Source organism: Gordonia sp. GONU, assembly GCF_024733855.1.
Taxonomy (GTDB): Bacteria; Actinomycetota; Actinomycetes; order Mycobacteriales; family Mycobacteriaceae; genus Gordonia; species Gordonia amicalis.
The window spans coordinates 106,110-116,787 of record NZ_JANRHB010000009.1 but is presented as its reverse complement, the minus strand read 5'-3'; the positions used below and the strand labels follow the sequence as shown (position 1 = coordinate 116,787).

The window sequence follows — 10,678 nt, the reverse complement described above, 5'->3', positions numbered from 1 at the left end:
CCGCGAAACCCTCGGATTGATCCCTGAGGTGCGAGCGAAGCGAGCCTCGACGGGTCAGATCAGGTCACATCCACCCGGGACGAGATCCCGGCGCTGATAGCACTCGACGCCGAGCAACCTGTCCTGGAGCTCCTCGGGGAGCGACATGAATCCTGCGATCGCGCGACTGCGGGCGATCTCCGACCGGTGTGCGACGACACCCGCCTTCTTGCGTGCCGCAAGATCGGACACGTCGACGACCACGTCGATCTCGGAATCGGGTGTACCGGGTAGTTGTTCGCGAGGGATCTCGGGGAACAGACTCGGTGCGAGCAGGTCCATCATCCATTCGGGGATCGTGGCGAAGTACAGGGACCGGACCCGCCAGGCCGGCCCGGCCCGGTGATAGAGCTTCGTCGAGGCGGCGGCGTCCGCGGCGGCACAGGCCAGACGGTGGGCGTGGACGTGGTCGGGGTGTCCGTAGATGCCGAGAGCGTCGTAGGTGACGACGATGTCCGGCTGGAGTTCACGGATGTGCTTGGTGAGTGCCCGGACCTGGTCGTCGAACGACGCGGCACACAGCCGTGGGGCGTCGGGAGCCGACTCGGGCCGGCGGTCGTCGGCGTAGCCGAGCATGATCGGCGGGCGCGGCATGCCGAGGATGTCGACGGCATCGGTCAGCTCCCGGTGCCGGATCGTGCCCTCCGCCCACGTGCACATCACGAGGTCCGCCTCGCCGCCGGAGTCGACGTGACGGGCGGTGAGTCCGCCGGTCCACAGTGACTCGTCGTCGGGGTGTGCGTGCACCAGCAGCAGTCGAGGCGTACCCATCCACCTGGCTTCCTGATCGTTCCCCGCGTGTGATGCCTCTCGGGCAGCATCCGCAACGGGGGTAGTCGGTCCCCGACCCAGGGTAGCCATACCGGCGCTCGGTAAAGTCGGTGTCCGTCACGACGTGTCGCGTCGGGCCTGCGCCCGGCGCCGGACGCGTGCCACCGAAACCACACGAACACGCGAGAACAGAACATGGAGGTCTGCGATGAGCGCTGCGCCCGAAGTTCACGAGTTCCAGGCGGAGACCCGGCAGCTGCTGGATCTCATGGTCCACTCGATCTACTCCAACAAGGACAGCTTCCTGCGTGAGCTGATCTCGAACGCATCCGATGCGCTCGACAAGCTGCGCCTGGAGTCGTTGCTGGACAAGGACCTCGACGTCGACACGTCCGACCTGCACATCACCCTCACCCCGGACTCGGAGAAGCGCACTCTGGTCGTCGCCGACAACGGCATCGGCATGACCCGTGACGAGGTGGTCGGACTCATCGGCACCCTGGCGCGATCGGGCACCGCGGAATTGCGTCGCTCGCTGGCCGAGGCCCGGGAGAAGGGCGTCTCCGACGCCGCCGCCGAGGAACTCATCGGACAGTTCGGCATCGGCTTCTACTCGACGTTCATGGTCGCCGACAAGGTCAGCCTGGTGACGCGCAAGGCCGGCGAGACCACCGGTACCCGCTGGGAGTCGACCGGCGACGGCACCTACACGATCGACGACGTGCCGGACGCGCCGCAGGGCACCTCGGTCACGCTGGCACTGAAGCCCGTCGACACCGAGGACCACCTGTACGACTACGCCGACAAGTCCAAGCTGCGTCAGCTGGTCAAGCGCTACTCCGACTTCATCGCGTGGCCGATCCGCATGGACGTCGAGAAGACGGTCCCGGTCGAGACGCCCGACTCCGACACCGAGTCCGACGGGGACAAGACCCCCGAGACCAAGACGATCGTCGAGGAAGAGACCATCAACTCGATGAAGGCTCTCTGGGCCAAGTCGCGTTCGGAGGTCTCCGACGAGGAGTACCAGGAGTTCTACCGGCACGTGTCCCACGCCTGGGATGCCCCGCTGGAGACCATCACCCTGCAGGCCGAGGGAACCTTCGAGTACCAGGCGCTGCTGTTCATCCCGACGCAGCCGCCGTTCGACCTGTTCATGCGCGACAGCAAGGTCGGCATCCACCTGTACGTCAAGCGCGTGTTCATCATGGACGACTGCGCCGAGTTGATGCCGGAATATCTGCGTTTCGTGAAGGGGGTCGTCGATGCCGCCGACCTCTCCCTCAACGTCTCGCGCGAGATCCTGCAGCAGGACCGGCAGATCCGCGCGATCCGTCGTCGCCTCACCAAGAAGGTGATCTCGACGGTCACCGAGATGCGCGACAGTCGGCCCGACGACTACCGCACCTTCTGGGACGGCTTCGGCCGCGTGTTCAAGGAAGGTCTCGTCAACGATCCGGACAACCGCGACGCACTGCTCAAGGCGTCGTCGTTCGCGAGCACCCACTCGGAGGAGGAACTGACGACGCTGGCCGACTACATCGGCCGGATGAAGAGCGGCCAGGACACGATCTACTACATGACCGGCGAGTCCCGGCAGCAGATCGTCAACTCCCCACACATGGAGGCGTTCCGCGCCAAGGGGATCGAGGTGCTCGTCCTCTCCGATCCGGTCGACGAGATGTGGGTGTCGGCCGGTGCCGAGTTCGACGGCAAGTCGTTCCAGTCGATCGCCAAGGGCGCGGTCGATCTCGGCGCCGACGACGAGGAGTCGGACGACATGTCGAAGGAGGAGCAGAACAAGGCCTACGCCGACCTGCTGTCGTGGCTGACCACCACTCTGTCCGACGACGTCAGCGAGACCCGGTTGTCGTCGCGGCTGACCGAATCGCCGGCCTGCCTGGTGGGGGACACGTTCTCGATGTCGCCGCAGCTGGAGAAGCTGTACCGGGCATCGGGACAGCAGTTCCCGAAGTCCAAGCGTGCGCTCGAGCTCAACCCCGATCATCCGCTGGTGGAAGCGCTCAACAAGGCCTACGCCGCCGGGGACCACGACAAGCTGGTCCCGACCGCGAAGCTCGTCTACGGCATGGCCGTGATCGCCGAGGGCGGCGAACTCGAGGATCCGGCGGAGTTCGCGAAGCTGCTCGCGGGCAGCCTGACCGAGTCGTTCGGGGCCGGATCGGATTCCTGATCGGGTTCCCGACGCACCGGGCCGGTGGCCCGGAATGAATCGCCGAAGGTGGACGATCACCGTCGGCGTCGGGGCGCTGGTCCTCGCCGTGGTGCTGGTGTCCGCTCTCCTCGTGGGACTTTCCCGCGAGGACGAGCGGGCCCGCACCCCGGAGGACGCCGTCCGCACTTATCTGACTGCGCTCGCCGACGCCGACGCGTCGGCGGCCCTCGCCGTCATCGACCCACGCCCGGACACCCGGTTCCTCACCGACAGGGTCCTGCGGCAGCAGCGAACCGAAGCGCCGATCACCGACATCGAGGTCGACGATCCGGGGGAGTCCGGACAGAGTGTCCAGGCGCGGTATCGCCTCGGGTCACGTGACGTCGACATCCCGGTGAAGGTGAGGCGGGCCGGGGACGGCTGGGCGGTCGTCGACGGTGCGGTGGAGGTGCGCATCGAGTCGCTGTTCATGCCGAGCCCGAGGCTGTTCGGGGCTCAGGTCAAGGCCGGCGACACCGTCTTCCTCTTCCCCGGGCCCCAGCGTTGGGGTTCACGCGACGTCGACTTCGTCGGACACACCGTCGAGGCCGCGCCGTTCGGTCCGCATGAACCGATGTCGGTCCGGGTGGTGGCCGAGCTCAGTCCCACCGGCGTCTCGGCGGTGAGCGATGCGGTCTCGGCACAGCTCAGCCGGTGCGCCGCGTCGACCCGGTCGGATGCCGGTGCCGACGTGCCCGGATGCACGCAGCGACTCTTCCGGTCTGCGGTGGACGGCAGCGTGCGGTGGACCGCTCCGCGCGACCTGTCGGGCCTGCGGTATCTGCTCCGGCGGCCGGCTCCGGAGGCCGACTCGGCACCGGACGAGAAAGATCTGGGCACAGTCGACGTTGCCGGTGCCGTGGAGTGGCGCGTGGCCTACACCCCGGCTTTCGACCGGACCGGACCCCGCGTCGAGACGACCGACACCCAATATCTGGTGGGGAGCGTCGACCTCACCGCCGGCACACCGACGTTCACCGCCGAACCGGCCACCTGACCTCGCCGGCTTGCCTATCCGGCCGGCGCCGGCCGCAACCGGAAGACCGGGATCCGACGTTCGGTGCGCTTCTCGTAGAGGTCGAAGTTCGGCCACACCGTACGCAGCTTCTGCCACGCCGCGTCGCGGTCGGCCCCGTCCAGTTCGGTCGGAACGGCGACGGAAACCTTTCCGCCGACGACGATCTCGATCGTGTCGGCGGCGCGGAGGTTGTACACCCATGCGGGCATCTTCGGCCCACCGAAGTATGAGCCGGCGATCAGCCAGTCCTCGCCGTCGGGCACGGCGAGAAGTTGTGTGGTCCGCAGCTCGCCGGTCTTGCGACCAGCCACGCGGATGGTGATGTTCGGGAGATCGGCGATGTCGAGCAGGGTCATCCGATTGCCGGTGACGGTCTGAATGCCGTTGTCGCCCACCACGATCTGCGGGAGAAAACGAGGCATCCAGGGGATCGATCCGATCTTGATCGCAAGCCTGCGCCGCACCTTCATCCGCCTAGTGTGACATGACACCGTCCCCGGTCCGGCACGTTGCCCGGGCACCGTGGTGAACCGACACGTCCGTGTCGTCCTCCGATAGCGTGCTCATCATGGGCGGTCACACGGCGGGACGCATTCTGGTCGACGGCGGACAGACGGGAATGCGTCTGCGGATCGAGACGCCCGGCGGAAGCGACGACCGCGAACTCGGGCCGATTCGTACGGACCGGTCGGTCGTCGAACAGGTCGGGGAGGCCGTCGGCGACGCCGGCATACCGCAGGGCACCTGGTCGCTGGCCGCAGGGGTCTCCGGACTCACACCGCAAGCGGCGAGGCCGTCGGCATTGCTCGCCGCGGTCGCCGATCTCGGGGTAACGGCGGTTGCGCTGGCACACGATTCGGTCACCGCTTACCTGGCCGCGAATCGGGACGAGTTCGGTGTGGTCACCGCGGTCGGTACCGGTGTCGTGACGCTCGGCGTCGGACCCGCCGGAGTGCACCGTGTGGACGGTTGGGGGTATCTGTTCGGCGACGCCGGCAGCGCTTATTGGATCGGCCGCGCCGGGATCAGTGCTGCGTTGCGTGCCTTCGACGGTCGGGGGAGCGAGACGCTACTGCAACAGCGTGCCGCAGAGGTCTTCGGGCCGCTCGACGAGCTGTACATGGTGATCCAAGGAGATCCGGACCGCGTGGCGCGGGTGGCCGGATTCGCCCGGGTCGTCGACGCGGCGGCACAGGCCGGCGACGATGTCGCGCAGCGGGTCATCGACGGCGCCGCGGACGAACTCGCCGAGTCGGCGGTCGCCGCGCTGGAACGCAGTGGCCACCGACCCGGCGACGACGCTCGGATCAGCTGGATGGGAACGGTGATGACGTCCAACGACCGCCTGAGACGACGGTTCGTCGACGTCGTGGGCGAACGCGCGCCCGGCGTCGACATCGGGGCGCCGTACGGGCAACCGCTCGACGGAGTGCGGTTGCTCACGGATCTCGGCGACGCGCACCCATTGGCCGCCGAGGTTCACCGCAGCAACCTGTGAACACCCCCGCGAGCGTCAGGCGCCCGTGGGCTCAGCGACCCTTGAACTCCGGCTTGCGCTTCTCGAAGACGGCGGTGATGGCCTCGGACAGGTCCTCGCTGGGCAGGAATGCCGAGTTCCAGGCCGCGACGTAGCGCAGGCTGTCGTGGACGGCGGCGCTTCGCGAGTGGCCGAGGACATCCTTGATGCCGTGGACCACGAGAGGCGGGTTGTCGGCGATCTCCCGGGCGGTCTCGCGGGCGAGCGTGAGAGCGGCTTCCTGGTCGTCGGCGACGTCGTTGACCAGGCCGATTTTTTCGGCGCGGGCGGCGTCGAAGTCCTTGCCGGTCAGCGCCAGTTCACGCATGTGCCCGTCGCCGATGATGAACGGCAGGCGCGCGAGCGTGCCGACGTCGGCGACCATGCCGACCTTCACCTCACGAATGCTGAACGTGGCGTCGGCGCTCGCGTAGCGGATGTCGGCCGCACAGATCAGGTCGACGCCGCCGCCGATGCACCAGCCCGAGATCGCGGCGACGACCGGCTTGCGGCAGTCCGCGACGGCGGTGATGCCGGCCTGCAGCTTGCGCAGCGACTCCAGGAACTCGGTGCGGGCCGCCGCCTTGGCGTTGTCGGCCAGGACGTTGGCCAGGGTGCCGCCCATCGCGACGAGGTCGAGTCCGTAGGAGAAGTGCTTGCCGGCGCCGGTCAGCACCACCGCACGCACGGCGGGATCGGCGTCGATGTAGCCGAACAGCTCCGGGAGCTCGCGCCAGAAGTCGGGGCCCATCGCATTGCCCTTGCCGGGGCCGGTGAGCGCGACCTCGGCGATGTGGTCGGCGACGGTGACGTCGAACGCGGTCCAGTCGCGGTCATTCCAGGCTTGGTCTGTCATGCGACGGAGCTTACTCGGCAGTCAGGACGTCCGGCGGGCGGACCGCCGGTGGCGCCCTGTTAGATGAACCCATGAGCGGATACATCCAGGAGGACATCGACCCCGAGGAGCTCGCACATCGTTCGGAGCTCGCGTCGTCGATCGCCGGGAGCGTGCGCGAACTGATCGACGCGACGGTGCGCACCGAGGTCGGCGAGGCCGACATCGCCGAGGCGCGGCGCCTCATCGAGGCCGCGACCGAGATCCTGCGCAAGGACCAGTTGCCCGGTGCCTACGGCATCCGGTTCAACACCGACGGCACCAAGCGGTCCTGGGGCAATGCCGTTCTGGGGCGGCGCAATCCGATCGCACCGCCCGTCGAGCTGCATCACGAAGCCGAATTCAGTTGGACCGAAGTCGATCTCGGAGCGGCCTACGAAGGACCGGCCGGACTCGTCCACGGTGGTGTCCTCGCACTCATCCTCGACCAGCTCCTCGGCTCGACCGCGGAGTTCCAGGGCGTTCCCGGCATGACCGGCACGCTCAACGTCCGATATCGCAGTGCGACGCCGCTCGGCCGGATCCGCGGCGAGGCGCGGGTCGACCGTGTCGAGGGTGTGAAAACCTTTGTCACCGGCACGATCACGCGTGACGGCAAGGTCAGCGCCGAGGCCGAGGGGATCTTCATCCTGCCCAAGTGGGCTCGCGGCGAGGTGTCCGACGTGCTGCGCAAATCGGTCGGCGAGGGCTGAGCGCTCGCGCCGGTCGTGCGGCGTCAGACCTCGGCGAGCGGCTTGCGTGCTCCGACGAGTGAGTAACGCGCGCAGAGGAAGGCGCCGTTGCGGCCGAACTCCTGTAGTGCGAGGTCGTAGCGGCGGGGGAAGAGCGGCCGTCCGGACCCGAGGGTGACCGGCGCGATCGAGACGATCATGTCGTCGAGCATCCCGGCCTCGGCGAACTGAGCGGCGAGATCGCCTCCACCCACCACCCAGACGTCCTTACCCGCAGCTGCTTCGGTCAGCAGGTCGCGATGGGCGGTGGGGTCGCCGTCCAGGACGGTGATCGAGTCGGCGACCGGAGTGATCGTCCGGTGGGTGAACACGAAGGACGGGATCTCATAGGGCCACGGCTTGCCGTCGGCCATCTCGTTGTCGAGAAGCCACTGGTAGGTGGTGTATCCCATCACGGCGGTGCCGATCCCGGCGAAGAAGTCGTCGTAGTTCATCGCGCCGCCGTCTTCGAGCGGCTGGGTCAGCAGCCAGTCGAGGCTGTCGTGATCGTCGGCGAGGTAGCCGTCGAGAGTGGTCGCGGTGTAGTAGCGGAATGCCATCAGAAACCTCCGGAGTGCTTGCGGTGCCACATGATCGGGTCTGGGTCGAGCGTCGTGACGTCGACGTCTGCGTCGCGCAGCATCCACCGCGCGAGTTGACGACGATGTGCGGAGAAGGTCAGGACGTGCGCGACGATCTGCGAGAGCAGGAACGATTCGGGTGGATCGCACAGTGCGTCGATGACGCGGTCCTGCCAGGCGTTACGGCGGTCGATGTCGCGGACCAGCGCGAGCCACCTCGGTGTCAGTTCGCGCTGGAGTTCGACGAGGGCGGACAGGTCCGACGGCGGACCGGGCGGCATGTCGGCACCCTCGATGGTCGCCAGCCAGGGTTGCTTGTCCGCGACGAGATGTGACATCACCTGTGCGAGTGACTCTTCCGGGCCGTTCCAGTGCAGCGGTTCATGGCCGGGAAGTCGTCGCCGCGTCCACTGCCGTTCGTCGACCCCCTTGGCGGCGTCCAGCAGAGTCTCGATGTCGTCGAGATCGTGCCTGACCATGATCATCAGGACATCGCCGGCGCTCTCGGTGGTGGGTGTACCGCTGTCGACGTAGAGCACTGTGGGCGAATGGAAGTGGATGCCGTTGGGTGCGGGCAGCCAGTGGCTGTGCTCGGTCGGTGCGGTACGCCCGGTCGAGGCCGCGCGACCCGGGCTGCGGCCGAAGGCCCGCGTGAACGCTCGTGCGAAACCGTCGACGGACTCATACCCGGAGTCGAAGGCCACCTCGGTGACGGTCTTGCCGTGTTGCAGCAGCCAGGCCGCGCGCTCGAGGAGTACTCGCCGACGGAGCGCGACCGGTGACTCGCCCGCACCCCGGCTCACCTGGCGGGAGAAGTGGAACGGTGACGAGAACGCGCCGGTGGCCATCTCGTCCAGAGTCGAATGCTCGTCGGCCAGCACGGCGTCGAGCAGTTCGCGCAACCGGTCACGGTCGCCGCCGGTACGGTCGTCGGCTGTCGGGTCGTCGGCTGTCGGGTCAGTGGGGCACGGGGTCACCCTACGAGTATGGGATGCCGGCGCCTGTTTCGACCCGACCGATCTTGCTCGCTTCCCGACGGCTCCCGCGTCGAATCAGTCGCGGGTCAGCAGCGGGATGAGTTTCTCGGTCTTCTCCGGGGTCCAACCGGGCGGCTGCAGGATCTCTGCCCAGGCCGCGGGGATGGCGGCGAGGTAGAAGTGTCCGTGACCGTCGGGCACTCCGGTCGATACTGCCATGTCCGCGCTGACCTGCAGGAATGTCACAAACGGAATCCACCGCATGGCCGGTAGGACATCTCGTCCCTTCTTCTCCTCCAGCCAGTCCGGCTCGCGCAAGATGAGTCGTGGCGACCACCACGAGATCGGATCGGAGGCGTGCTGCAGGTAGACCGCACGGCCCGGAACCCATTCTGCCGTCGGCGCATACAGGTCGGGGGCGTCGGCGATGAAGCGAACCTGTCGGCCGTCCTCGTAGGTCGGCTGCCATTCGGGGGTGCCCGCGTCGCGGTTGCCGGTCGTGTCGACCCACAGCTTGTTGTTGAAGGTCGGGCCGACGAACAGCGCTCCGTCGGTCCGGGCGTTGAGGGACGGAATCGTGCCGAAGGCCGACTCGGCGGCGAACGAGCCGAGGCTCTCGCCGAAGACCACGAGCTTGGGTCGCTGGGCTTCCGGGATCGCGCGCACCCGTTCGGAGACGGCCTCGAACAACGCCTGCCCGGCCTGGCGCGCCCGCTCCTTGTCGACCAGGAACGACAGCCAGCTGGGCAGATACGAGTACTGCATGCTGACCGTGGCCGTGTCGCCGTTGTACATGTATTCGATGGAGTCCACCGTCGCCTGGTTGATCCAGCCGGTGCCGGTGGTCGAGGCGACCGCGACGACCTTCCGTTGCAGTCCGCCGGTACGGACGAGTTCGTCGGCCGCCAGTTGTGCGTTGGCGCGCAGGTCGTCGCCCGACCCGAGTCCCACATAGGCGCGGATGGGTTCCAACGCGGGGGCGCCGTTGAATGCCGACAGTTCCTCGACGGTCGGGCCGACCGAGACGAAGATCCGTCCCTGGCGTCCCAGTGAATCCCACGTCACCAGCGACCCTGGACCGCCGGAGCGAAGCGGTGACGTCGGGGGCGTGGAATCGGCGGTGGTCTCGTCGTTGACCGCGGCGAACGACGAGTTCAGCGCTTTCATGCCGTAGTTCGCGACCACGCCGTTGAGGACGAAGACGGTGATCAGAATCGCGACGACCAGCGCCGCGATCGCGGAGATCCGCGGCGGCGCAATGCGGTTGAGCTTCCGGACCAGCCAGACGACGCCGTCGCCCCACGCCTGACCGATCAGGGTGAGCAGGAGGAACACCACCACGCAGATGATCACGATCTGCGGATAGGCGGTCCAGGACAGGAAGTCGACGCCCATCATGGTGCGGATCTGATCCTGCCACCGCTGGAACATCACCAGCATGACCACGGTTCCGGCGACCGCGGCGAGGCCGAGCGCCACCCAGACCCGGTACATCGGCGCCGGCCAGGGTTTGTCGCGCGAGATCATGAAGCGGATCAGCCACGAGAAGAAGACTCCGAGCGAGTATCCGACTGCCGCGGACGCGCCGCTGACCACGCCCTGGAACAGTGCGCCACGGGGCAGCAACGACGGTGTCATCGACAGCCAGAGGAAGACGAGCGCGACACTCAGGCCCACACAGGAGAAGCGGTCCAGGCGGCGTCGCCACCATGCCGGACGCGCGTCATCAGCACCGCTCCCGGCGGGAGTGCGGGGCTCCTCGGCGGTTCCGGGCGAGGTATCGGCAGGAGGTTCGACGACGGGGTCGCTGGCATGGGTCGACGACGACACGTGGGTTCCTCTTTTCTCCAGAACCCGAAGAACGCTAGCAGCGAACCCTTCTCGGCGACATGGGCTGTGTCCACTTCGGCCCAATACTGTGCCTGGACGGCTACCGCCGGCGACCATACGTCGCCG

At 67.6% G+C, this 10,678-nt stretch carries 10 protein-coding genes; 4 read left to right on the top strand and 6 right to left on the bottom strand.

Annotated features, from left to right (window positions below; all coding sequences use genetic code 11):
- Window positions 1-54: 54 nt before the first annotated feature.
- Window positions 55-810 (bottom strand): PIG-L family deacetylase, encoded by a 756-nt coding sequence (locus tag NWF34_RS11395; protein ID WP_258325096.1) that lies wholly within the window; start codon window positions 808-810, stop codon window positions 55-57.
- 208 nt (window positions 811-1,018) lie between these two features.
- Here NWF34_RS11395 and htpG point away from each other — a divergent pair, with 208 nt between their 5' ends.
- Together htpG and NWF34_RS11385 are read left to right on the top strand one after the other, a co-directional pair.
- Entirely contained in the window at window positions 1,019-3,004 is a 1,986-nt protein-coding gene (htpG, locus tag NWF34_RS11390; protein WP_258325095.1) for a molecular chaperone HtpG, read from the top strand.
- 34 nt (window positions 3,005-3,038) lie between these two features.
- Window positions 3,039-4,022 (top strand): hypothetical protein, encoded by a 984-nt coding sequence (locus NWF34_RS11385; RefSeq protein WP_258325094.1) that lies wholly within the window; start codon window positions 3,039-3,041, stop codon window positions 4,020-4,022.
- 14 nt (window positions 4,023-4,036) lie between these two features.
- On the opposite strand, the gene NWF34_RS11380 is transcribed toward NWF34_RS11385, so the two are convergent.
- A complete protein-coding gene (locus tag NWF34_RS11380) occupies window positions 4,037-4,513 on the bottom strand; it encodes a nitroreductase family deazaflavin-dependent oxidoreductase (RefSeq protein WP_258325093.1) in 477 nt (158 codons plus the stop codon).
- A gap of 98 nt (window positions 4,514-4,611) precedes the next feature.
- On the opposite strand from NWF34_RS11380, the gene NWF34_RS11375 reads away from it, so the two are divergent.
- Window positions 4,612-5,541 (top strand): N-acetylglucosamine kinase, encoded by a 930-nt coding sequence (locus NWF34_RS11375; RefSeq protein WP_258325092.1) that lies wholly within the window; start codon window positions 4,612-4,614, stop codon window positions 5,539-5,541.
- Window positions 5,542-5,572: 31 nt separating this feature from the next.
- Here the strand turns inward: NWF34_RS11375 and NWF34_RS11370 are convergent, their stop codons facing one another.
- Window positions 5,573-6,415: a crotonase/enoyl-CoA hydratase family protein gene (locus NWF34_RS11370; RefSeq protein ID WP_258325091.1), complete on the bottom strand. Its 843-nt coding sequence runs from the start codon at window positions 6,413-6,415 to the stop codon at window positions 5,573-5,575.
- Between the two features lie 71 nt (window positions 6,416-6,486).
- Between NWF34_RS11370 and NWF34_RS11365 the strand changes: the two genes are divergently transcribed.
- The gene (locus NWF34_RS11365) at window positions 6,487-7,146 is read left to right on the top strand and encodes a PaaI family thioesterase (protein ID WP_258325090.1); all 660 of its coding nucleotides are present in this window, start codon (window positions 6,487-6,489) and stop codon (window positions 7,144-7,146) included.
- Window positions 7,147-7,169: 23 nt separating this feature from the next.
- Here the strand turns inward: NWF34_RS11365 and NWF34_RS11360 are convergent, their stop codons facing one another.
- The 3 genes from NWF34_RS11360 to NWF34_RS11350 all read right to left on the bottom strand — a co-directional run bounded on the left by NWF34_RS11360 (window position 7,170) and on the right by NWF34_RS11350 (window position 10,552).
- Window positions 7,170-7,724 (bottom strand): dihydrofolate reductase family protein, encoded by a 555-nt coding sequence (locus NWF34_RS11360; protein ID WP_024497504.1) that lies wholly within the window; start codon window positions 7,722-7,724, stop codon window positions 7,170-7,172.
- The gene (locus NWF34_RS11355) at window positions 7,724-8,722 is read right to left on the bottom strand and encodes a helix-turn-helix domain-containing protein (RefSeq protein ID WP_024497505.1); all 999 of its coding nucleotides are present in this window, start codon (window positions 8,720-8,722) and stop codon (window positions 7,724-7,726) included. Before NWF34_RS11355 ends, NWF34_RS11360 begins: the two co-directional genes overlap by 1 nt.
- Before the next feature lie 75 nt (window positions 8,723-8,797).
- Window positions 8,798-10,552, bottom strand: a complete 1,755-nt coding sequence (locus NWF34_RS11350; protein WP_024497506.1) for an alpha/beta-hydrolase family protein — start codon at window positions 10,550-10,552, stop codon at window positions 8,798-8,800.
- Window positions 10,553-10,678: the final 126 nt, after the last annotated feature.

What these genes read in the sequence shown, in the direction of transcription:
- NWF34_RS11395 (WP_258325096.1), bottom strand. Translation starts at nt 810, where the DNA reads ATGGGTACGCCTCGACTGCTGCTGGTGCACGCACACCCCGACGACGAG.
- htpG (WP_258325095.1), top strand. Translation starts at nt 1,019, where the DNA reads ATGAGCGCTGCGCCCGAAGTTCACGAGTTCCAGGCGGAGACCCGGCAG.
- NWF34_RS11385 (WP_258325094.1), top strand. Translation starts at nt 3,039, where the DNA reads ATGAATCGCCGAAGGTGGACGATCACCGTCGGCGTCGGGGCGCTGGTC.
- NWF34_RS11380 (WP_258325093.1), bottom strand. Translation starts at nt 4,513, where the DNA reads ATGAAGGTGCGGCGCAGGCTTGCGATCAAGATCGGATCGATCCCCTGG.
- NWF34_RS11375 (WP_258325092.1), top strand. Translation starts at nt 4,612, where the DNA reads ATGGGCGGTCACACGGCGGGACGCATTCTGGTCGACGGCGGACAGACG.
- NWF34_RS11370 (WP_258325091.1), bottom strand. Translation starts at nt 6,415, where the DNA reads ATGACAGACCAAGCCTGGAATGACCGCGACTGGACCGCGTTCGACGTC.
- NWF34_RS11365 (WP_258325090.1), top strand. Translation starts at nt 6,487, where the DNA reads ATGAGCGGATACATCCAGGAGGACATCGACCCCGAGGAGCTCGCACAT.
- NWF34_RS11360 (WP_024497504.1), bottom strand. Translation starts at nt 7,724, where the DNA reads ATGGCATTCCGCTACTACACCGCGACCACTCTCGACGGCTACCTCGCC.